At 42.3% G+C, this 22149-nt stretch carries 15 protein-coding genes, 2 rRNA genes and 2 pseudogenes (1 of these 19 running past the window's edge); 13 read left to right on the forward strand and 6 right to left on the reverse strand.

The window, feature by feature from the left end:
• The 3 genes from AC6HZ4_RS09800 to AC6HZ4_RS09810 form a co-directional block, all read left to right on the forward strand.
• Positions 1 to 1624: ribosomal RNA gene (locus AC6HZ4_RS09800) — 23S ribosomal RNA — on the forward strand; it begins 1302 nt to the left of the window's first position.
• 58 nt (positions 1625 to 1682) lie between these two features.
• A 5S ribosomal RNA gene (gene rrf, locus AC6HZ4_RS09805) occupies positions 1683 to 1798 on the forward strand.
• Positions 1799 to 2069: 271 nt separating this feature from the next.
• Positions 2070 to 2603, forward strand: a complete 534-nt coding sequence (locus tag AC6HZ4_RS09810) for a histidine phosphatase family protein (RefSeq protein ID WP_497494798.1) — start codon at positions 2070 to 2072, stop codon at positions 2601 to 2603.
• Between the two features lie 17 nt (positions 2604 to 2620).
• Here the strand turns inward: AC6HZ4_RS09810 and AC6HZ4_RS09815 are convergent.
• Positions 2621 to 3064, reverse strand: a pseudogene (locus AC6HZ4_RS09815) (SgcJ/EcaC family oxidoreductase); the annotation flags it as partial.
• A gap of 339 nt (positions 3065 to 3403) precedes the next feature.
• Positions 3404 to 3868 (reverse strand): hypothetical protein, encoded by a 465-nt coding sequence (locus tag AC6HZ4_RS09820; protein ID WP_497494799.1) that lies wholly within the window; start codon positions 3866 to 3868, stop codon positions 3404 to 3406.
• Positions 3869 to 4306: 438 nt separating this feature from the next.
• On the opposite strand from AC6HZ4_RS09820, the gene AC6HZ4_RS09825 reads away from it, so the two are divergent.
• Positions 4307 to 6301, forward strand: coding sequence for a penicillin-binding transpeptidase domain-containing protein (locus AC6HZ4_RS09825; RefSeq protein ID WP_497494800.1), 1995 nt, complete (start codon positions 4307 to 4309; stop codon positions 6299 to 6301).
• A 99-nt stretch (positions 6302 to 6400) separates the two neighbouring features.
• Here the strand turns inward: AC6HZ4_RS09825 and AC6HZ4_RS09830 are convergent, their stop codons facing one another.
• On the reverse strand, positions 6401 to 8122 hold the full coding sequence (locus AC6HZ4_RS09830) for a hypothetical protein (protein WP_497494801.1): 1722 nt from the start codon (positions 8120 to 8122) through the stop codon (positions 6401 to 6403).
• A 184-nt stretch (positions 8123 to 8306) separates the two neighbouring features.
• Here AC6HZ4_RS09830 and AC6HZ4_RS09835 point away from each other — a divergent pair, with 184 nt between their 5' ends.
• From AC6HZ4_RS09835 to AC6HZ4_RS09855, 5 genes are all read left to right on the forward strand, one after another.
• On the forward strand, positions 8307 to 9107 hold the full coding sequence (locus AC6HZ4_RS09835; protein WP_497494802.1) for a Cof-type HAD-IIB family hydrolase: 801 nt from the start codon (positions 8307 to 8309) through the stop codon (positions 9105 to 9107).
• Positions 9108 to 9333: 226 nt separating this feature from the next.
• Entirely contained in the window at positions 9334 to 9924 is a 591-nt protein-coding gene (locus AC6HZ4_RS09840; RefSeq protein WP_497494803.1) for a molybdopterin-dependent oxidoreductase, read from the forward strand.
• Positions 9925 to 9943: 19 nt separating this feature from the next.
• Positions 9944 to 10975, forward strand: coding sequence for an LLM class flavin-dependent oxidoreductase (locus AC6HZ4_RS09845; protein ID WP_497494805.1), 1032 nt, complete (start codon positions 9944 to 9946; stop codon positions 10973 to 10975).
• Positions 10950 to 11252 (forward strand): DUF3219 family protein, encoded by a 303-nt coding sequence (locus AC6HZ4_RS09850; RefSeq protein ID WP_497494806.1) that lies wholly within the window; start codon positions 10950 to 10952, stop codon positions 11250 to 11252. Before AC6HZ4_RS09845 ends, AC6HZ4_RS09850 begins: the two co-directional genes overlap by 26 nt.
• 74 nt (positions 11253 to 11326) lie before the next feature.
• Positions 11327 to 12160 carry a pirin family protein gene (locus AC6HZ4_RS09855; protein WP_497494807.1) on the forward strand — a complete coding sequence of 278 codons (834 nt, stop codon included), beginning with the start codon at positions 11327 to 11329 and terminating at the stop codon, positions 12158 to 12160.
• Between the two features lie 66 nt (positions 12161 to 12226).
• On the opposite strand, the pseudogene AC6HZ4_RS09860 reads toward AC6HZ4_RS09855, so the two are convergent.
• Positions 12227 to 12433: pseudogene (locus tag AC6HZ4_RS09860) on the reverse strand (Rrf2 family transcriptional regulator); the annotation flags it as partial.
• 199 nt (positions 12434 to 12632) lie between these two features.
• Here AC6HZ4_RS09860 and AC6HZ4_RS09865 point away from each other — a divergent pair.
• Positions 12633 to 13505 carry an SDR family oxidoreductase gene (locus tag AC6HZ4_RS09865; protein WP_497494808.1) on the forward strand — a complete coding sequence of 291 codons (873 nt, stop codon included), beginning with the start codon at positions 12633 to 12635 and terminating at the stop codon, positions 13503 to 13505.
• A gap of 332 nt (positions 13506 to 13837) precedes the next feature.
• Here AC6HZ4_RS09865 and AC6HZ4_RS09870 read toward each other — a convergent pair whose 3' ends face one another.
• Positions 13838 to 14026 (reverse strand): hypothetical protein, encoded by a 189-nt coding sequence (locus AC6HZ4_RS09870; protein ID WP_497494810.1) that lies wholly within the window; start codon positions 14024 to 14026, stop codon positions 13838 to 13840.
• 251 nt (positions 14027 to 14277) lie between these two features.
• Between AC6HZ4_RS09870 and AC6HZ4_RS09875 the strand changes: the two genes are divergently transcribed.
• The 3 genes from AC6HZ4_RS09875 to AC6HZ4_RS09885 all read left to right on the forward strand — a co-directional run bounded on the left by AC6HZ4_RS09875 (position 14278) and on the right by AC6HZ4_RS09885 (position 19215).
• On the forward strand, positions 14278 to 17088 hold the full coding sequence (locus tag AC6HZ4_RS09875; RefSeq protein ID WP_497494811.1) for a sensor domain-containing phosphodiesterase: 2811 nt from the start codon (positions 14278 to 14280) through the stop codon (positions 17086 to 17088).
• Positions 17089 to 17458: 370 nt separating this feature from the next.
• Positions 17459 to 18358: a permease gene (locus tag AC6HZ4_RS09880; protein WP_497494812.1), complete on the forward strand. Its 900-nt coding sequence runs from the start codon at positions 17459 to 17461 to the stop codon at positions 18356 to 18358.
• 5 nt (positions 18359 to 18363) lie between these two features.
• Positions 18364 to 19215, forward strand: coding sequence for a TIGR03943 family putative permease subunit (locus AC6HZ4_RS09885; RefSeq protein WP_497494814.1), 852 nt, complete (start codon positions 18364 to 18366; stop codon positions 19213 to 19215).
• Positions 19216 to 19665: 450 nt separating this feature from the next.
• Here the strand turns inward: AC6HZ4_RS09885 and AC6HZ4_RS09890 are convergent, their stop codons facing one another.
• Complete coding sequence (locus AC6HZ4_RS09890; RefSeq protein ID WP_497494815.1) at positions 19666 to 21738, reverse strand: diguanylate cyclase; 2073 nt, start codon at positions 21736 to 21738, stop codon at positions 19666 to 19668.
• Positions 21739 to 22149 lie beyond the last annotated feature (411 nt).

Below are 22149 nucleotides of genomic sequence, written 5' to 3' on the forward strand. Positions count from 1 at the left end.
CCGGTATGAGTAGCGAAAGATAGGTGAGAATCCTATCCACCGAATGCCTAAGGTTTCCTGAGGAAGGCTCGTCCGCTCAGGGTTAGTCGGGACCTAAGCCGAGGCCGAAAGGCGTAGGCGATGGACAACAGGTTGATATTCCTGTACCACCTCTTTACCGTTTGAGCGATGGAGGGACGCAGAAAGATAGGGGATGCATGCCGCTGGTTGTGCATGTCTAAGCAGTTAGGCTGGTAAGCAGGCAAATCCGCTTACCGTAAAGGCTGAGCTGTGATGGGGAAGCCCTTTATGGGCGAACTCCCTGATTCTACGCTGCCAAGAAAAGCTTCTAGCGATGGTAAATGGTGCCCGTACCGCAAACCGACACAGGTAGGCGAGGAGAGAATCCTAAGGTGAGCGAGAGAACTCTGGTTAAGGAACTCGGCAAAATGACCCCGTAACTTCGGGAGAAGGGGTGCTCTTCGTAAGGAGAGCCGCAGTGAATAGGCCCAAGCGACTGTTTAGCAAAAACACAGGTCTCTGCGAAGCCGCAAGGCGAAGTATAGGGGCTGACACCTGCCCGGTGCTGGAAGGTTAAGAGGAGAGGTTAGCTCCAGGCGAAGCTTTGAATCGAAGCCCCAGTAAACGGCGGCCGTAACTATAACGGTCCTAAGGTAGCGAAATTCCTTGTCGGGTAAGTTCCGACCCGCACGAAAGGTGTAACGACTTGGGCACTGTCTCAACCAGAGACTCGGTGAAATTATAGTACCTGTGAAGATGCAGGTTACCCGCGACAGGACGGAAAGACCCCGTGGAGCTTTACTGTAGCCTGATATTGAATTTTGGTACAGCTTGTACAGAATAGGCGGGAGCCTGGGAAGCCGGAGCGCCAGCTTCGGTGGAGGCGCCTGTGGGATACCGCTCTGGCTGTATTGAAGTTCTAACCCGCGCCCCTCATCGGGGCGGGAGACAGTGTCAGGTGGGCAGTTTGACTGGGGCGGTCGCCTCCTAAAGTGTAACGGAGGCGCCCAAAGGTTCCCTCAGAATGGTTGGAAATCATTCGAAGAGTGTAAAGGCATAAGGGAGCTTGACTGCGAGACCTACAAGTCGAGCAGGGACGAAAGTCGGGCTTAGTGATCCGGTGGTTCCGCATGGAAGGGCCATCGCTCAACGGATAAAAGCTACCCCGGGGATAACAGGCTTATCTCCCCCAAGAGTCCACATCGACGGGGAGGTTTGGCACCTCGATGTCGGCTCATCGCATCCTGGGGCTGTAGTCGGTCCCAAGGGTTGGGCTGTTCGCCCATTAAAGCGGTACGCGAGCTGGGTTCAGAACGTCGTGAGACAGTTCGGTCCCTATCCGTCGCGGGCGCAGGAAATTTGAGAGGAGCTGTCCTTAGTACGAGAGGACCGGGATGGACGCACCGCTGGTGTACCAGTTGTTCTGCCAAGGGCATCGCTGGGTAGCTATGTGCGGACGGGATAAGTGCTGAAAGCATCTAAGCATGAAGCCCCCCTCAAGATGAGATTTCCCATAGCGTCAAGCTAGTAAGATCCCTGAAAGATGATCAGGTTGATAGGTCTGAGGTGTAAGCGTGGCGACACGTGCAGCTGACAGATACTAATCGATCGAGGGCTTAATCATAATTACACAGCACAGCGTGTTATCTAGTTTTGAAGGAACATCCTTCAAACAAAATAGGTCTAGTGATGATGGCGAAGAGGCCACACCCGTTCCCATACCGAACACGGAAGTTAAGCTCTTCAGCGCCGATGGTAGTTGGGGGTTTCCCCCTGTGAGAGTAGGACGTCGCTAGACACTGTAAAAACTCCTTTTGCATCATGCAAAAGGAGTTTTTTGTTGAATTGATTTGTACGTATCCAATCAAATTTATGCTATATTGGGACTATCTATTTTCTCATAAGAGTTAAGCGGCAAGAGCGTTCAGACTTGCAAACGAATATCCCGGAGCAGCATCTGTTTTAGAGGAATACAGGCACAAAGCTTCAGTTCTGTGCATCAAAATGCAGGTAAACCGGATTGTCAAATACAAAGAAAACATATTTATGTAAGGGAAGAGGCGAAGAGATTGAAAGTTGGTTTAGTTAGGCACTTTGAAGTGGTAAGAGGATATCCCAATACATTGGTTACATCAGGGGAACTTATGAAATGGGTGGAAGAATACGATGTATCAGATGTTATAGAAACAGAAATCGATTTATGCAATGTGGAATGGAAAAGGTGCTTTTCAAGCGATCTGCCCAGAGCAGAAAAAACAGCTAAAAAAGCATTTCAAGGCTCGATTATGTATTTGCCGGAATTACGGGAAATTACACTTTCGCCATTTTTTCGCTGGAATATTAAAATCCCTCTTTTTATCCACTTGCTGTTTATCCGAGTAGCTTGGCTGTTGAATCACAAATCGCAGCAGGAGGGCAAACAAGCTGTTTTCAATAGAATCAATACTGCTTTGGATCAAATCCTTTTGCATGATGAGGATGTACTCATCGTTGGTCATGGCGGTATTATGATGTTTATGAGGCAGGAGCTGCTAAGAAGAGGATTTACTGGACCGAAATTTAGAAGAGCGGAAAATGGAAAGGTATATGTGTTTGAAAAGTGATACAACAGCTTTCGCAGTATAACATGCGAAAGCTGTTTTGTTATGTAAGCAAATCTCGCAGCTCTTCCGTGAAATTGAGCCGGTGTATTTTGAAAAAGCTGGATCCGCTATTTGCCTTTATTATTTACAGCAACAAGTGTATGATGCGTGTTAAGCTGAGGCTGGATGTCTGATTGTCCAGAAGGTATCATACCAGCAATTGCTCGTAAAATGGCTGTATTTGGACTTAGAAAACGTACACTTTTTACTTTGCATATAAATCGAGGGGTGGGATGATTTTGAAAGATTGCTTCTAGGTGCGAAAAGATTTCATCTTGTCCAATCGATTAGCTTCCATCAAATCCGATGCTTTCGCCTTCTTCTGTGAATAGGTCAGCCATCGCACGGGCACTGCGGTCGTTCCAGGCATCTATGAGCTGTTGATAGAGTGCATGGATATTATCTGATTCAGAGGTTTTCATCAGCATTTCCTCCTTAATAAGTTTATATATTTGCTTTTTATTCAATTGCATGCTAGCTGCACTTTGAATTACCTGCCACCTGCCCGTTAACGCTCTTTTCTCTCAAGGGGCCCCGAAGAAAGGGGTATTCTCTCGCTCATTTTTTGATAAAAAAATCCCTCTCTAGAGAGGGAGAAAATGTTTTATATAAAATAAGGGGGGAATACATAAAGGGTTAGCTTCTTACTTTCATTACTCCAGTTCTTGTTCCGCTTCATTCCGCAAGAGGGGGAGCAAGCATGAATGAAGCGATCGTGGCTTATCCTAGTAAAAATGATGCTTACTGTACGTTTATATGTTTTACTGCTCCTTTTGAATATTTTGCTCCCACTTGTCTAAGTAATCTGCTTGATACGAAGTAAAGTGAGCTGCATCTGCTGTATGATAAGCAACCGGCTTTGTTTGCTTTTTCTTCACTTTATAAGCAAGATAAGCTGTTAAAAGCACGATTGGCAGGAACAATGCCTTAGGAAATAAAAGGAGAGCACTCCATACCATTATTGCAATACCAATCCATTTGCGGGTACGGTTTCCTGCCGCCAGCTTCCACATTACCCATCCGATTACAAAAAGGCCAGCTTGTACAAAGAAGGAAAAGATACCGCCATGTATATGTCCATGTCCTCCCATTTCTCGTAAGGCATGTCCGCCTCCATGACCCAAGCTTCTTCCTCCAAACCCATCAAACTGATGAAACAGTATGCGGGCAATGATAAATGCTGCTACTGTGAGCAACGGCCATAGCAGCCATTTACTTTTTCTCATTTTCTTTCCTCCTTAATCGCTGAAGTGATCTTGTTTATATTTGCATTGTAGTGAAGAAGAGAGAAAAAATAGTGAAAATGAGACAGAAAATTTTTGGTTTCTTAGCAGTAATAGACTACTTCGTTTATTGCCCTATCAAGCCCTTTGTAAGCACCTTACAAGTAATAAATAGAAAAGAAAAATAAAAAATCATAACTCAAAAGGCAAAGCATCGGAATGGCCCGATCGGGATGATTAAGTTAAGGTTTGAGAAGGAGTTTGGCAGGTTTACTGTCAGGGAGAAACAGCGCAGCTAAGTGGCGGGAGAGTTCAAAGAAGGTATAGTTTAGTGTACAGCGCTTAGCTTCATTAGTCCGTTGAATATACAAATCTTTTATGATATTTGTATATATTTGGATTGCTTTTGTATAATGAAAAGATAAATAAGGGGGGGTAGTGATGAAACGAATATATGGATTATGTATGTGTATCCTTCTTGCAGTAGTGATGGCTGCCTGCGGCAAAGCTCCAAAGCCGGAGGAAACTCTTGATGCATACATACAGGCATGGAATAAGCAGAAGTTTGCCGATATGTATGATATGCTGTCGGAGAGTTCTAAGAAATCGATTGCAAAGGATGCATTCGTACAGCGTTACAAAAAGATATATGGTGACATCGAAGTCAAAAATCTTCGAGTGAAGCAGCAAAAGGAAAAAGAAGAAACGAAGGATGAAAAGGATGCTGCTACGCGTCATTATGAACTGAGGATGGAAACGACGGCAGGCCCTATCTCCTTCGAAAACCCAATTGAGCTTGTGAAGGAAGAGAGCGGAAAGGAAGAAAAGTGGCACATTAAGTGGAATACAACACATATTTTCCCCGACATGAAAGAGGGAGACAAGGTCGGTATTGATACATATGAAGCAAAGCGCGGGGAAATTTTGGACCGGAGCGGCAATGGTCTTGCGATAAATGGGACTGTTCCGCAGGCGGGAATTGTGCCGGAGAAGCTCGGTACCGATGCAGAAGCAACGAAGTCGGCGTTAGCTAAGCTGCTAAGTATGACGGTAGAAGAAATCAATCAAAAGCTTAGCGCAAAATGGGTGAAGCCGAATTTATTTGTACCAATTGGCTTTTTTCCAGAAGGAGCAAATACGAATCTTGGATTGCCGGGTGTTGCTATAAAGAATGTTCCAATGCGGGTCTATCCGCTGAAGGAGGCAGCTGCACATATTACAGGCTATGTGCAGGAAATCAATGCAGAGCAATTAGAAACGCTTGCGGATAAAGGCTATCGGGCTGGTGATGTTATTGGCAAGGCGGGATTAGAGCAGGTATATGAGGATGAGCTCCGCGGGGAAAACGGCGCTCGATTGTATATTATGGATGAAAACAAAGAAGAGAAGGCTGAGCTTGTGAAGAAGGAAGCGATCAATGGGAAAAACATCTCTGTTACGCTTGACGGCAGTTTGCAGCAAAGCATCTATGCGCAGCTAAACGGCGATGCAGGCGTGGCTGCAGCAGTGCATCCAAGCACAGGCGAGGTGCTGGCGCTTGTGAGCAGTCCTTCCTATAACCCAAATGCATTTGTGCGCGGCGTGAAGTCAGAGCAATGGAATGCGTGGAATAACGACCCGAAAAAACCATTGCTGAATCGCTTTACAAAGGCATATACGCCAGGATCTGTCTTCAAGCCGATTACCGCAATGATTGGTCTAAAGGCGGGGACGCTTGATCCAGCTGAGCAAAAGCAGATTTCTGGTTTGAAATGGGCAAAGGACGCTTCTTGGGGCAACTATTATGTAACGCGTGTACATGAAGCAAATCCAGTTAATTTGGAGAAGGCCTTCGTATACTCAGATAATATTTATTTTGCGCAAGAAGCATTGCAAATCGGTAAAGAAAAGTTTACAGAGGGCGCTAAGGCATTTGGTCTCGGTGAAAAGCTTCCGCTGAAATATCCGTTTCAGGCATCGCAGCTTGCAAATGAAGGAATAAAAGGCGATGTTGAGCTTGCTGATACGGGCTATGGCCAAGGCGAAGTGCTGATGACACCGCTTCATGTCGCGCTCTCGTATGCACCGATTGTTAACAATGGCGTTATTCCAGCACCGGTGCTTGTGAAGGACGAGGATCAACAAAAGGCATGGAAGGAAAACGTCATATCAGCCGAACAGGCCAATTTATTGAAAAAGGCATTGGTTGCTGTTGTAAATGACCCGGAAGGAACAGGGCGCAGCGCGAAGCTTGCAGATAAGCTCATAGCCGGGAAAACAGGAACGGCCGAGCTGAAGCAGGGCAAGAATGAAGCGGGTCAGGAAAATGGGTGGTTCACTGGGTTTAACGCCGCAAATCCAGATGCCATCATTACGATGATGATTGAGGATGTAAAGGAGCGCGGCGGCAGTGCATATGTCACTGGGAAGGTGCGGAATGTATTAGCGGCCAGATGAATCATGAAAAAACGCTGAATCGAAATGATTCAGCGTTTTTTCTATTGCTGCAATTTGTCTATTTCTTTTCATCACTTGTAGAATTCCGCAAATGACTCTTCAGTTAACTTCTCCATCCATATATGGAGTTTCCTCTAGGTATGATGAGAGTTCTTTGATAACATAGGTGAATTCATGATACACCACACATTGCAGAGGGATTTCCATCACTTTCTTTTCTTTCTTATTATAAATCGCAATAACTTTGGCGCCCATATCAAATAATCGCACCTTTTTACTTGCCTTTTCGATAAGAATTTTCTTAATGTCTTGAATGTGAATGTCAGAAATATTGTTTTTGTTATGATAACGCAGCAAGTATCCTTTAAGCTCTACCTGCTTTGTCTTACTTTCTTTTATTTTATAGAAATGATAACCGACAACTAATGCTGTTAACAAGGTGGAAAGGACTATATATACGATATCCTGTTCTGAAATCGCTTGATACCAACGATATGCTATAATAGGATACCAGATATAATACCACTTACTTAGGCGAGGGCTGCTTATATAATGAATACGTTCATCATATTCCTTGTCTTCCTTGTGAAGTAAATCTAGAAGCCGCTTAGTATGTTGCGCGACTGTACGTTCCTGAAATAATCCATCGGTAATAAAGGTATTTTCGAAAATATAGCACGAATCATCATGTTCTTCTAAATTGTACGCACCTACCCACGCAACGAGCTTCTCTTTATGTTCATTTTCAAAGGTTGCTAAATAGTAACGTACGGGATTTCCGAAATAATCCTTTGTATCTACGGATTCTACAATCTCAATATTTTCCGGAAAGTAATCGAGTTCTGCTTCTGATACAAGAAAATGAAACAAGTGACTTTTGGCAAAATAACGCTGTTTGTTCGTTTGAATGGGAAATAAGTGCTCTTTGCGGATCCGTATGAGCTCCCAATATAAGATTTCAGACGAAATGATATTGGTGGCGCAATGCAGCAGCACAGCACCATCTACCGGGATATTTTTTTGCAGACAAACAATCACTGCCGATGTTTGAATCATCGGGTCAAGGAAGGTTACAGCTTCTCGTACTTCTGCTTCGGTTTCTTCATTAAAATAATACTCCATGAGCGACAGGTAAAAATCCATCTCTGCCTGCAGTTTTGGATAAATCGCCTTCCAGCTCGTATAGACGTATTTTATGTTATATGAGTCGTTATATTCCATATACGCTTTTTTCGCTTCTTGATAATCCTCTAGCAAAAGCGGGAGTATAAAGCCCGGCTTAAACTGATGAAACAGGTTATTTCGCAAGCAAAATAAAAGTATACGATACAGCGGAAATTTATATTCCTCATCCTGCAAATAACCATAATATCGCTCGATGATTTTTTTTGACCATAATGGCTGAGAGCAAAATTCCTCAACCAGAATAACAGCTTCTTTTGTTTGCAAATCCCGATCTAATATGTTAAGAACAGCACGGAAACTTGTATCGTCTCCAATCCTGCAAAAATATTGCAGCACTAATATCTTTCCGGCTTCGCTAAAGCGGGAATAATGTGTAACAATGGAATCAATTAGTTCAGGCACTTCATATTGAAATACAAAGTCTAATATGTAAAAGCTAGGGTGATCCCAATCTGCCACAGGTTCAGGAAAAGGATGTGCAGCTTCTTTTACTAAGCGTTCTAATGTTAACAAGTTTGTTTCAAATGGTTCCTCTTTTAACTCGCTAAACTCGGCAAGAGCATGATATCGAATTTCAGGCTCCTCATTTTTCATATCTTCAATTAAAGCGATGATTTTTGTTTTTGTAACAGGCAATAAGGTCCCCTCCATAGATTTCTTTGAGTCTTTATAATACTTATAGGTCTTATGTAAAATTCCCTTCTTCCTTCTTCACTTTCAAATAAAAACAAAGGTTTTCCATGATATGATGTATGGAATATAAAGTCGTATCATGATAGATTAAATATAATCAACTAGTTTAGTAAGGTGTGTGATCAATATGAAATGTGTGTCGCTAGATTTAGACGGAACATTATTGAATTCCAATCACGAAATTACCCCGGCTAGCCAAGAAGCTATCAGACAATTGCAGGCAAACGGGATAGATGTGATTTTAAATACGGGACGAGCATACCAGGATGTGGTAAAGGTTCCAGGCGTTCGAGAAATGAACTGCCCCATTATTTGCGTGAACGGTTCTGTTTTATATTCGAAAACAGGAGAGCTCTTGTATGAAGCAACGATTCCTTTTTCTGTCTATAAACGAACATTTTCTCTTTTAAGAGAGCTTGGCGTAGGTGTTCTTGTTTACACAAATCATGGAGGTTTTCCATCTACATTACCTCCTTTGCATTCGAAAAGCAAAGAGGAGCTTGATATGTTGTTCCAAACGTACGACTATGATCAGGTGTTCAAGCAGGAGAATGTGAAGATCTATAAGCTCATCGCGCTTGTACATGCGGAGGAAGCAGAGCGAATTGCAGGAGTGAAAGAGGCATTGGCAGGCTATGATGATATTTCCACTGCTTCTTCATTCCCGAATAACGTTGAAATTACGTCAACTGAAGCGCAAAAAGGAAAGGCGCTTAGAAGATATGAAATGATGCACAATCTTTCATTTGAAGAAATTTATGCATTCGGCGATGGCGGAAATGATATTTCCCAGTTTGAAGTCGCAACTCAATCCGTGGCAATGGCAAATGCGCCGGAAGATGTAAAGGCAAAGGCAACGATTATAACGAAAAGCAACGATGAGGATGGCGTGTCGTACGCAATCCGAGATATATTGCAGTTGGTATAAATAGAATGGCCCGAGAGAGAATGAATGTCTTCATTCTTTTTTGGGTCATTTTTCTATTTCAAGTAAATACATACAGAACGTTGTCTCATTTTAAGTTCAGGACGGAACCGCTATGGTAAAGGTTTCGATTTTCAAACGAACACTGCATTTCTTGCATCCAAGCAGAACAAGCATGTATGATAAAAGCGTTTAGGAGATCGTACCAAATTCAGGAAGGATGAAATCAATGAAAAATAAGCTGCCTCCTGGTCAATTTGAGACGGAAAATTGGCCGATTTTGCATGTTGGGGATGTGTATGAATTTGAGGAAGAAGCATGGAATTTCCGATTGTTCGGTGAGGTGAGGAAAGAGGTCACATTATCATATGCTGATATGATGAAGCTGCCAAAAACCATTTCAACGATTGATATGCATTGTGTAACAACCTGGTCAAAATTTGGCACAACCTTTGAAGGAATTGCCTTTCGTGAACTTCTTAACCTTGTGGAGCTCAGTGAAGGTGTCGATTACGTGAAAATATACGGCTATTACGACGGAGATCGGTTTGCGTATTCAGCGAATTTACCGCTAGAGGCCTTGCTTGGAGACGATGCGTTATTCGTCTATCGCTGGAAGGATGAGCGGCACGATTGGGAGGATATTTCTCCAAAGCATGGTTATCCGCTTCGGTTTATACCGCCGGAAACCTTTTACCTATGGAAGGGAACGAAATGGGCTTCGGGAATTCAATTTATGAAGGGCGATGAAGCTGGATTTTGGGAGGAGATGGGGTATTCGATGACGGCAAATCCATTCAAGGAAGAGCGTTATCGTTAGAGGAGAAGGGGGGACTAACATGAGGCTTAGTATTTTAGACCAAGCTCCGCGTTCAGCTGGAAAAACCGAGCAGGAGGCCCTGCAGGAATCTGTGAGCCTGGCACAAGCAGGCGAGCAGTTTGGCTATACCCGCTATTGGATTGCGGAGCATCATGATATGACAGGCCTTACATGTTCGGCACCGGAAGTGATGCTGGCATACATCGGGGCACAAACGAGCAGGATCCGCATCGGGTCGGGAGCCATTTTACTGCCGCATTACAAGCCATATAAGGTAGCTGAGGTATTTAATCTGCTTTCAGTTTTATTTCCGAACCGGATCGATGTAGGGATTGGCAGGGCACCGGGCGGACCAGCTGAAGCAACGATTGCGTTATCTGGAAACTTTTTAGAACAGGTTCGTCAGCTTCCAGACAAATTTAAGGAGCTGCTGCAATTTCTTTATCAGGAATTTCCGGCTGAGCATATGTATACGAACATTTCCCCGACGCCGCTGCCTGCTGTTTCTCCAGAGCCGTGGCTGCTTGGAACGAGTGAAAAAAGCGCCATCCTGGCTGCAGAAACAGGGGTCGCGTATGCCTTTGGCCATTTTATGAGCGAGAAGGACGGCGAACAGCTGATGAATACGTACAAAAACGCGTTTACCGCAAATGCTAGATTGAAGCAGCCAAAGTCAATTGTTGCCGTAGCCGCAATTTGCGCAGAAACAGCAGCACAAGCGGAGGAACTCGCGTTAAGCGGAGCTGCTTGGAGGCTGCAGCTTGCAAATGGAGAAGGCAGAAGCGGCATCCCGTCGATTGAGGAGGCGAAGAAATATATAGGCAGCAAGCAACAGGATGTAATGGAGGACGTAAAGAAAAAGACGGTTATCGGGAGCCCGCAGGAGGTAAAGCGGCAGCTGTTAGAGCTGCAAGCCCGATACAAAGCGGATGAAATGATGATTGTTACGACGGTGCATAGCTTTGAGGACCGCATTGCATCGTACCGTCTTATTGCCAATGAAATGTTGATGGAGGAGAACCATTATGATCACAACGGTGATGTTAAATGATACGCCGATTAAAGTGGGTGAATACAAGGACGAAAAGATTTCTGACAAAAGGACAGGTAACCTGTTACATAAGGTTTCTTTTGCCTTTCAGGTGAAGAGCGAAGACTATCATAGAATCACGACATTGTTGTACGAGAACGCTTTTGATGTAAAGATCCCAGAGCGCAATTTAGAATTTCGGGCAACCATTAGCAACTATTCTACCTCTTTTACAAACCTGTATAAGGAGAATCAAGTGGGTGAATTTAAGCTGGAACTGGTAGAATCAATGCGGTGATATTTGACAGAGATGCTGGAATATTATAATATACTTATTAAAAGTAAGTTAATTATAAAAACGGGGGATTCTATATGAAAGAGCAGCGAAGCATTCGCCGTGTTAAAACGGTAGAATATCAACAAAATAGCCCTATTCATACAAATGGATTTATATTAGAGCCTGGCAATTGGGAGGAGTATGATCCGTTTTTAATGCTCGCCGAGGATTTTTTCCAAAAAGGAACGTTCGACAATCATCCTCACCGCGGGATTGAAACAGTTACGTATGTGATTGACGGCACGCTTGAGCATTTCGATAATAAGGCTGGGAGCGGGAAGCTTGAACCGGGGGATGTGCAATGGATGACAGCGGGAAGAGGAGTAATTCATAAGGAAGACCCAGCGCCGGGTTCAACTGTGCACAGTCTGCAGCTATGGATCAATTTACCGAGCTCAAAGAAAATGACAGAGCCGCGTTATCAGGAAATGCAAAGCAAGAATATGCCTGTACGCGAGGAAGAGGGAGCCGTGATTCGCGTTTTCTCCGGATCCTCACAAGGTGTACAAGCTAAAACGCTCAATTATGTACCGGTCACAATGATAGAAATGACAATTGAGCCGGGAGCAAGCGTCACGCAGGACCTGCCGGGCAGCTATAACGGCTTTTTTTATATCCTCGAGGGAAGCGGAGTATTTGGGGCGGAGCAAACAGAAGGACGTGCTGGCCAAGTATTGTTTTTAAGCCGGACAGATGGAGTTTTAGAGAGTGAGATTACTGTTACGGCAAGCGAGAAACTGCGCGTTTTGCTGTATGCAGGTGAGCCGGTAAATGAACCGGTTGTCGCATACGGACCGTTTGTAATGAATACACGGGATGAAATTCGGCAGGCGATTTTAGATTATCAGAACGGGAAATTCGATGAGTAGAGAAAAAGCAGAATCCGCAGATGGATTCTGCTTTTTTAAAGAAGGCTGTGTTAAAGAACTTTGTTGAGTAATATCAGATAAATCTCTAGCTAGTTTAGCTCCCATAATACCAGGATGTACTTCTATTAACCCGGCTTTTTTAAGCATCCCCATAATTTTTCTTATCACGGCAGGATTCGTGTTTACACTACCTGCTAAAAATTCTGATGAGCTGACCCCTCTTTATTTATCTAATATATGAATTCCAACGGCAAATCGATTATTTATAGACAATCTTCAGTCACCTTTCTGATGTTTATAACAAAATACTTCCAAGTTGTATCATGCTTCAAAAAAACAAAATTTAAAAAGTTTTTTGGAGTTTGTTGACAAAAACACAAGAAGTAACTAAACTGATTACAGGTAATTGTATTGGTTACATTTTAACAAGAAAGATTTTAACAAAACAAAAACATATATGGGGGAAAAGAAAATGAAAATGCTAGTAACAGGTGCGACAGGGAAATTAGGAACGAAAGTTGTAGAGACGCTATTGAAAACTGTACCAGCGAGTCAACTGGCTGTAAGTGTTCGCAATCCAGAGAAAGCGGAAGGATTACGGGCTCGTGGAGTAGAAGTTCGACACGGAGATTTTGACCGTCCAGAAACACTGGATACGGCTTTTGCTGGTATCGATCGCTTATTAATTATTTCTGCAGATGGAGACAATGAAACAAGAATTCGTCAGCACACGGATGCGGTATCTGCGGCAGAGCGTGCTGGGGTTAAATTTATTGCTTATACCAGTTTAGGAAATGCAAGTGAAAGCACGATGTTCCTTGCTCCGCCACACGTTGCTGCGGAAGAAGCCATCTTGAAAACAGGCATTCCTTACTCCTTCTTACGCAACAACTGGTACTTGGAGAACGAAATCTCAAGCATTCAAGGTGTTCTGGCAGGAGCCCCTTGGGTGACGTCTGCAGGTTCTGGCAAGGTAGGTTGGGCACTGCAACAAGATTATGCAGAGGCTGCGGCAGCGGTACTGGCTGGGAATGGACACGAGAATACGGTCTACGAGCTTTCTGGTAAGCTCATGACGCAAGAAGAACTTGCATCTGCTCTTGGCACTGTACTAGGTAAAGAGGTATCTGTACAGCAGGTCGATGATGCTGTTTACGCCGATATTATGAAAGGTGCAGGCGTACCAGAATTTATTATTCCTTTCCTTGTAGAAATCCAAAAAGGCATTCGGGAGGGAGCTTTGGAGATCGAGAGCAATGATTTCGAAAAACTTCTCGGCCGTCCAGTTACGCCAATCAGCGAGGCGCTGACTCAAATCGTTAATGGAATCTCTCAAACAAAATAATTGAACTCAGTCAAAAACCGACCTTTCTGAACGTAGCAGAGGTCGGTTTTTAAATAAGAGTCAATAAAGGAAGGACCAGGTTATGAGGATAGTTATAATTGGTTCTTCTTTTTACAAGCTTTTGCCTATCGCGAAAAAGAACATACGTTCTATATCTAGAGTAGTATAAATATGGAAAAAAGAAAATACCTTTTGCTTCGCAAAACCGAAATTCACCCTCTACTTAATCATTGGGCTACGCTCTTCACACGATTGAAGTAGGGGTACTCTTTCGGTCAAATCTGATAGACAAGCCCCATTGGCCTGCTCACGATGAGCCGATGGAGCTTTTTTTATGAAGCTGTTTTTTCAGCTTGCGTTTGCCGATTAAACAGCTGCAACCCGCCTTTCACCGCAATATCCCAGCCGATTTTCGCAAGATAGCAAACCAGCCCGATATTCAGAAGGGAAGTAACAAAAAGTGTAACGCTGTAAGGCGCACTGCCGCTTACTGCCCCGTATAAAATCGTATGTGTATTCATAAAAATCGAAATGCTAAATCCCCCGGAGAGCCAAAGGAACCGTTTGTCTTTTCATTACATAACCAAAGGGGTGAAATAATGCGAGAGCTAAAGGGCAAAACAAATGCTGCAAGTCATGGGGATTGGTAATCTTTGTTCGTGTTCTATATAAATAAATTAGTTTAGAATATAAGAATAAAGGGAAATTATATATTTTTTTAAAAATAAAAAATAAAGTTATTAGGAAACAAGCGCTTGAGGGGGGAGACAACATGCCAGGAGAACACACTAGATATTCTCGTCTTGCGAATTTAACAAAATTGATCAATACGAGGTTAGAACTGCGTGAAGTGTTAGAGCATGTAGCTACGGCAATAGCTGAGGAAATCGTCCAATGTGATTCGGTAGGAATTTATTTACCGCAGGAGAATGGGACATATAGAGGATATGTGGGAAAACCGGATGTCATTAATGGAATGACTCTTGATATGCATGTTGTTGACCCGGAAGTAGACTTGTTGGCAAAAGAAGTGGTTCAAACAAGGAAAGTTATTTATATTCCAGATACATCGATTGACAACAGACCAGATCCGAGGGCTATTGAAGCCTTTCAAATTAAATCTTTATTAGGTCTTCCGATTTCATATGATGATGAACTGTACGGGCTGGTTTTTTTATTTGACTATGGGATCCCGATGAACCTAACCGAGTCAGAAATCCAAACGGTTGAGGCTTATGTGAATATGGCTGCTGTAGCGATTCGCAATGCAAATAATCTCGCTCGTAAAGAAAGCGTGATTGCTGAAAAGCAGTTGCTGTTAGATGTGACACGCGACTTATCTATGTGTACCACAGTGCAGGAGGTGCTGGACAAGTGTTTTCATTATGTAGGGCAAGTGCTGAACAACTCCAATATCGGTATTCATTTACTTGATCCGGCAGCCGAAAAAAAACTGAAACCAGCAAGGCTAAGTAAAGACAGTGATTGGACGGAAGAAGAATGGCTGGAGACTCACGGCGAAATCAAGCTAGACCATAGCAAGGATTTGTTATTCCAAGAGGTCATCCAAACGAAAAAGGCAATTCTCGTTCCCGATGTGTTTGCCGACCCTAGGCCAAATCATGAGGCTTGTCGAAAGTTTGGGATTAAGGGCTTGTTTATGATGCCGCTAGTCGCTATGGGACAAGTGTTAGGGACCATTCCTGTTGTAAACCTAGAGGAGAAGGGAAAGGTATATCCAGAAGCCGATATACAGCTGGCGCAATATATTGTAGATGCTACCGCCTCTGCTTTATTCAATTTGCTGTATAAGGAAAAGCAAGAGCTCATTATTCAGGAGCGGACTTCAGAAATTATTAATAAGCATAAAGAGCTTCAAGAGGCTGTGAGTGAATTACAGCGGCTAAGCCGTGAAAAGGAATTGATTTTGAACTCTGCCGGTGAAGGGATATTTGGTTTAAATCTTGAAGGAAATATTACATTTTGTAATCCTGCGGCAGTCAGCATGTTAGGCTATAATGAAAAGGATGAACTAATTGGCCAATCCTGCAATTGTATTTTCGGACCAATCAAAACGAAGGACCAATCAACATTCTTTGCGTATATAGAACAAAATACCCATCACCATAATAGAGAAGAACAATTTGTTAGGAAGGATGGCTCGTGCTTTCCTGTTGAATATATTATTTCTTCAATAAAAGAAGCGGATCGAGCAGTCGGTTATGTTGTAACGTTTAACGATATCACTTCCAGAAAGAAGATGGAAGAAGAGATTAAATATCATGCGTATTATGATAGCTTAACGAATTTGCCAAATCGGGTCCTCTTTAAGGAGAGATTAAATCAAGGGTTACAATATGCTAAGCTCCATGGAGAAACACTAGCGGTTATGTTTTTAGACCTAGATCGTTTTAAGATGATAAACGATACGTTAGGACATAGCTACGGTGATTGTTTGCTTAAGGAGGTAGCAAATCGCTTAAAGAGCTGTATCCCAATGGGAGCTACTGTATCCCGGCAAGGCGGGGATGAATTTATTCTTACGTTACCGGGCATATCCAAGAAGGAGGAGGTTATTACAGTTGCTGAATGCATACTTGATTCTTTTACTCCATCCTTCAATTTAAATGGGGACGAAGTGTTTATCAAAACAAGTATTGGAATCAGCTTATTCCCTCATGATGGTGATGATGCAGACACGCTTATTCGAAATGCCGATATGGCTATGTATAAATCAAAGGAATTATCGGGAAATAATTACCAATTTTATGCTACAGGAATGGATCCGCGGACAGTTGAGAGTATTAAATTAGAAAACGATTTGTATAGGGCGTTAGATTACAATGAGTTTGAGGTATATTATCAGCCTCAGATTGATTATCAAACAAACAAAATTGTGAGAGTTGAGGCGTTGCTTCGCTGGAACCATTCTAAAAAGGGAATCATCCCTCCAAATGAATTTATTCCAATCGCTGAGGAAACAGGGCTCATTATTCCAATTGGGGAATGGATTCTAAGAAGTGTAGGGAAGCAGCTAAAGCTTTGGCATGATGCAGGATATTCATCAATCGGTGTCGCAGTGAATTTATCCGCGCGTCAATTTGAACAAAGAAATTTAGTGGCTGTGGTAAAGGAGATTTTAGAAGAAACAGAGCTGCCCCCGCATTGTCTAGAACTGGAGCTGACAGAAAACTTAATTGTGAAAAATACAGAGGTAGCCTTAAAAACCATGCAGCAATTAAGAGATTTGGGTATAGAAATCGCCATTGATGATTTTGGCACAGGCTATTCATCCTTAGGTTATTTAAAAAAATTCCCAATGAATACATTGAAGATTGATAAAGCATTTATTGAAGATGTTGTAGGAAATACACACAATGCTGCAATTACAAATACAATTATTACGTTATCTCATAATTTAAACCTGAATGTAATTGCTGAAGGTGTTGAAACGAAGGAGCAAGCAGATTTTCTAGTTTCTCACGGATGTCATTTAATGCAGGGCTATTTCTTTAGCCGGCCGATTAAGGCGGAGGAGTTTACCCGAAAGTATTTGTCTAAAGAGGGAGCAGTATATTTTTAATTAAGATAAGAAAGTATAACTTTTGGCGTGTAGAAAGCATGGAAGACATGAATGATGGTATCACAAGGCTTTTCGATCATCTTAGCGGCCCTGTACTTATTGAGATATTTATTAGGAAATAACAATATGCCGCCAATATGAGATCGGGTGAAATTTCTTTCCTTGTTTGGAAAGCAGGCACAAGAAAAACATCTGTTGTCTGTTTGAACGATAGATGTTTTTCTTTTTAATGCTTGTATTTATAATAGTTTGAGAGAATCCGCAGCTTACAGCGGTTTTTTTTGTTTAGTTTGTTAAGTACTTCTACTTGTTGAAATAGAAAAATAGGCGTAAAATGACAATCAGGTTTCGTAATAGCGAGGTGACTTCTATGGAATTTGTGCATATACCAAAAGCTTTTTTGCAAATGAATACAATCTTTATTTCTATTTTAATTGAGGCACTTCCTTTTATTTTAATAGGGGTATTTATCTCTGGACTCATTCAAATGTTTATAACGGAGGATATGATTGCTCGTTTCATGCCAAAGAATCGAGTGCTGTCGATTTTGATGTCGTTGCTGCTCGGGCTATTGTTCCCAGGCTGTGAATGCGGCATTGTTCCAATTGTGCGCCGTTTAATCGGAAAAGGGGTTCCTGCTCATGCAGGGGTTGCTTTTATGTTAACTGGCCCGATTGTCAATCCTGTTGTGCTGTTTGCTACCTATGTGGCATTTGGTAACAGTTGGAGGATGGTATGGCTTCGTGCGGGCACGGCATTTGTTGTCGCGTTTATTGTCGCGCTTATCGTTTCTTTTTTATTTAAGGACTCTATCTTAAAGAATGAAAGTCATCACAGTCATAGTCCGATTACGCAGAAGACGCTGAAGCAAAAGCTTTGGGATGTTTGCGAGCATGCGGTGCAGGAGTTCTTTTCCATGGGGAAATATTTAATTATCGGCTCTTTAATTGCAGCAAGCGTGCAAACCTTTGTGAAAACATCTGTGCTTCTTTCCATTGGACAAGGTCCATTTGCATCCTCCGGGGTGATGATGGGATTAGCATTTGTCTTATCGCTTTGTTCAGAAGCGGATGCATTTATTGCATCCTCATTCCAAAGTACATTCGCGGTATCCTCGCTTGTGGCCTTCCTTGTATTTGGCCCGATGGTGGATATTAAAAATACGCTGATGATGCTTGGGTCATTTCGGACAAAGTTTGTCATTGGGTTAATCGCTGTAATTGCAGCGACAGTTTATATGAGTTCAGTAGTGCTTCATTTTGTGGGGTGATAAGTATGGCACGTGCTTATATATTATTAGGATTTACTTTTTTGCTTATACAGCTGCATATCTCTGGAAATATTACGAAGTATATCAATATGAAATATGCCTATCTTTCTAAAAGCGCTGCAGTGCTGCTTGCATTGCTGACGGTAGTACAGGTGATTACCGTCTTTAGGAAGGAGTCGCATGATCACAATCATGAGCATTGCGGAGACCATTGCGGCCATCATCATGAGGAGGAGAAGGGCTGGAATCGCCGTTTTTCCTTCGCTTTACTATGGTTTCCAATTCTTAGCGGTCTATTTCTCCCGATCGCTTCTCTTGATTCTGATATCGTAAAGGCAAAGGGATTTCATTTCCCGGTCGCAGAGCCTGGAAATAACGATCCGTACATGCAGCGGCAATTTCTAAAGCCCGATACGAGCATTTATTACGGCAGTGAAGGGTACCGCGAGCTGATGGAAAAGGAGAAAAAGAAATATATCAATCGCGATCGGATTTCTTTGACAGATACCGATTTTCTAAAAGGAATGGAGACAATTTATAACAGTCCGGGTGAGTTTGTTGATAAGACATTGTCATTTCAAGGCTTTATTTTCCGGGATGACAGCTCCGGGAAGGATCAATACTTCCTGTTCCGATTCGGCATCATCCATTGTGTGGCCGATTCCGGTGTATACGGCATGCTTGTAAACAAGCCGGAGGATGCTGATTGGGGCAACGATGAGTGGATTACGGTAGATGGGACGATTGAAACACAATACTATCAACCGTTTCGTACGACAATTCCAGTGCTGAACGTGACATCTTGGAAACAGGTTGCTACGCCAAAGGAGCAATACGTATATCGAGGAGCGGAATAATATAAAAGGAGGGCTGACGCTAAAGGTACTGAATGTACTTTTGGCGTCAGCCTTTTTTGCGTTACATCAAGAAAAGCAAACAGCTCTTTGCTCTCCCATTTGTGCAAATGGTTCAGAGTATGCCCGATTTGCTGCAGGAACCGAAAAGAACAAGAGAGTGGAAAATGGAGGAGCAAAAAAGACAGTTTCATTTTACACGTTATGAGTCAACGAAGAGGTATGCTGTTATGATAGGTATATGTAATGGGATTTTTACTTATATAAGCGTAATTCTCAACCATATGCACTTGTTTTAGGTCTCGCTCTTTTTACTGGTTCTATCAGCTATATGGTATCTTTTTGGAACGTATCGTCAACGTAAATGGATGAGGAAAGTTTATAAAAAATAAAACAGCAGAACCAAAACCAGCTTATAAATACAAAAAGGAGCGAATCCGCTCCTTTTTGTATTTATATAAGCTCTGAAGACAAATTACAGAATATATCAGCAATTGCAGGATCGAACTGAGCGCCTTTGTTTCGCTTAATTTCTTCCAAGGCTTCTTGTACAGATAAGCCCTTTTTATAAATACGATCGGTCGTCATCGCATCAAATGCGTCCGCTACAGCTAAAATTCGAGCGGAAAGCGGGATGTTCTCGCCTTGTAAGGAGTACGGATAACCTTTGCCATCCCATCGCTCGTGATGGTATAACACCGCATCCAGCAAGTCAACTTTATCCTTTATAAACTCATGACGGACTAGCTTATCATAGCCGAGGACAGAATGCTCTTTAATCATGGCGTACTCTTCGTTTGTAAGCCGGGTTGGCTTATTGAGAATACTAAATGGGATGCTTGTTTTTCCGATGTCATGAAGCAATCCAGCCATATAAAGATCTTGACGCGCATCGACAGGTAAATTCATTTTTTCTGCCAGCTGAATGGCATAGTATGCCACACGATTAGAATGCTCCCATGTATCTTGGTCAAACGCTTGTAGAGAAGAGGTATACTCATTAATCAAACTATTTACTTGTGTACTATAAGCAGATACTGTTACCTGATCTGATTTTTGCTCCTCTAAACCCGTTATTAAGCAGGTTACTTTATTTCGGCCCTCTCGTTTGGAACGATAGACAGCTTTATCAGCTATTGCGATTAAATCCTTCATATGATTGATTCGAGTTGGAAATAAGGTAGCTACGCCAAGACTGCTTGTGACAACCGGGCTAATCTCTGATTGTCGATGCGGAATCTTAAGAGCTTCGATAGCTGCGCGAATACGTTCAGCTACTAACAGAGCCCCAGTTTGATCCGTATTAGGGAGTAGAACAACAAATTCCTCACCGCCATATCGAGCGCAAATGTCCCCTGCCCGCAGTAAGGAACTGCTGACAGCCTGGGCTATGCTTTTTAAGCATTCATCTCCAGTTTGGTGGCCGTAATAATCATTAAATAATTTAAAATAATCGACATCTAATAAAATGGCTGATAACGGAGTAGAGTCTCGAACGGCCCGTCCCCATTGTTTCTTTAGTTCCTCATCGAAAAAACGGCGGTTGCCAATACCGGTAAGGCCATCTACCTGCGCGAGTGCGTGCAGTCGCTCGTTCATTTCCCGAAGCTTTTCTTCGTTTTCTTTTTGTGAGGTAATATCATGTTGGATAGATATATATTGATGAATATCTCCTTGCGCATTCCGAAACGGTACGATCGTACTATTTACCCAATAATATGTCCCATCCTTAGCCAGATTTCTAACCTCACCTTTCCATACATTTCCGCTGCAAATGGTTTGCCACATTTCCTTGAAGAAGGACGGGGCATGGTAGCCTGAATTAATCATTCTATGGGACTGGCCTAGTAATTCCTGTTTACTGTACTTGGAAATTTCACAGAACTTGTCGTTTACATCCTTAATAATGCCTTTTTCATCTGTAATGACTAAAATCGATGACACATCTAAGGAAAACTTAACGTCCGATAAATGCTGCAGTGTGTGTTGCAGTTTTTCTTTTTGTTTTGCCAGCTCGATATTATTTTTTTCGAGTTCTTCGTAAACCTTGCTGATGCTTTGTTCTGTTTCCTTGCGCTTCGTAATATCGCGAAACACGACCATTATAGAGGGGAGGCTATTATACTGAGTATACGTCCCTTTGACTTCTACATTAACGGAAGTCCCATCTTTACAAACGAATAGACATTCTGAGAATGGTACCGTGCCTTGTTCATTAGAAATTGCTTGCAAACGTACGCTTGCCGATTCTATATAATCTGGATGAATAATCCTCTCTTGGTGAAGACCCATCATCTCTGAACGAGTATATTTGAGGAGCCGAGCCGCTTCGATATTAGCGTAAACAACGCGTCCATCCTGATAAATGAGTACTCCTATCGGAAGAAATTCGCTTATGAAGCGATATTCATTCCTGCTTGCTGTCAATTTGCGTATAGATTGTTTGAGTGGATTGTTATAAGTTAAAATTTGCATATTTTGCATTTTAGATATTTTTTGTTTAGTTTTTACATCTTTCACACTCATCACGTTCCTAACCTTATTAAGATAGAAATATAAAGGCTGGCCCTTAGATTTATACAGAATATATGAAAGGAACCAATCGATCTTAATGGCACAGGATTCTAAAGTTTTCCTGCTCATGAAAATTATTTTCTCGCAGTATGTTGTATTTAAGACAAATCGATCATAAACTCCCAGACTGAATAGCAGCAACGTTTTAGCATACACCATTGAGGTTTTTCGTAGTGGCATCCCTTATATACCATTTTCTAAATTATAATCTACTATCGAAAGTTATAATAGTTGAATTTTACAATAAATCGTTAGAAAGTGTTGGTAAACGTCGAATATAATAAGTATTAGAATTGTGAATGTCTTTTGTGCGATATGCTAGCTGAAATATACAATATACCAAGCCTATTTCATTATCCTGCT

The organism is Ectobacillus sp. OTK (assembly GCF_059698935.1).

Coding starts and splice junctions, on each gene's coding strand:
- AC6HZ4_RS09850 (WP_497494806.1), top strand. CDS start 10,950: ATGATCACAACGGTGATGTTAAATGATACGCCGATTAAAGTGGGTGAA.
- AC6HZ4_RS09875 (WP_497494811.1), top strand. CDS start 14,278: ATGCCAGGAGAACACACTAGATATTCTCGTCTTGCGAATTTAACAAAA.
- AC6HZ4_RS09885 (WP_497494814.1), top strand. CDS start 18,364: ATGGCACGTGCTTATATATTATTAGGATTTACTTTTTTGCTTATACAG.
- AC6HZ4_RS09835 (WP_497494802.1), top strand. CDS start 8,307: ATGAAATGTGTGTCGCTAGATTTAGACGGAACATTATTGAATTCCAAT.
- AC6HZ4_RS09820 (WP_497494799.1), bottom strand. CDS start 3,868: ATGAGAAAAAGTAAATGGCTGCTATGGCCGTTGCTCACAGTAGCAGCA.
- AC6HZ4_RS09865 (WP_497494808.1), top strand. CDS start 12,633: ATGAAAATGCTAGTAACAGGTGCGACAGGGAAATTAGGAACGAAAGTT.
- AC6HZ4_RS09825 (WP_497494800.1), top strand. CDS start 4,307: ATGAAACGAATATATGGATTATGTATGTGTATCCTTCTTGCAGTAGTG.
- AC6HZ4_RS09890 (WP_497494815.1), bottom strand. CDS start 21,738: ATGAGTGTGAAAGATGTAAAAACTAAACAAAAAATATCTAAAATGCAA.
- AC6HZ4_RS09880 (WP_497494812.1), top strand. CDS start 17,459: ATGGAATTTGTGCATATACCAAAAGCTTTTTTGCAAATGAATACAATC.
- AC6HZ4_RS09845 (WP_497494805.1), top strand. CDS start 9,944: ATGAGGCTTAGTATTTTAGACCAAGCTCCGCGTTCAGCTGGAAAAACC.
- AC6HZ4_RS09840 (WP_497494803.1), top strand. CDS start 9,334: ATGAAAAATAAGCTGCCTCCTGGTCAATTTGAGACGGAAAATTGGCCG.
- AC6HZ4_RS09870 (WP_497494810.1), bottom strand. CDS start 14,026: ATGAATACACATACGATTTTATACGGGGCAGTAAGCGGCAGTGCGCCT.
- AC6HZ4_RS09855 (WP_497494807.1), top strand. CDS start 11,327: ATGAAAGAGCAGCGAAGCATTCGCCGTGTTAAAACGGTAGAATATCAA.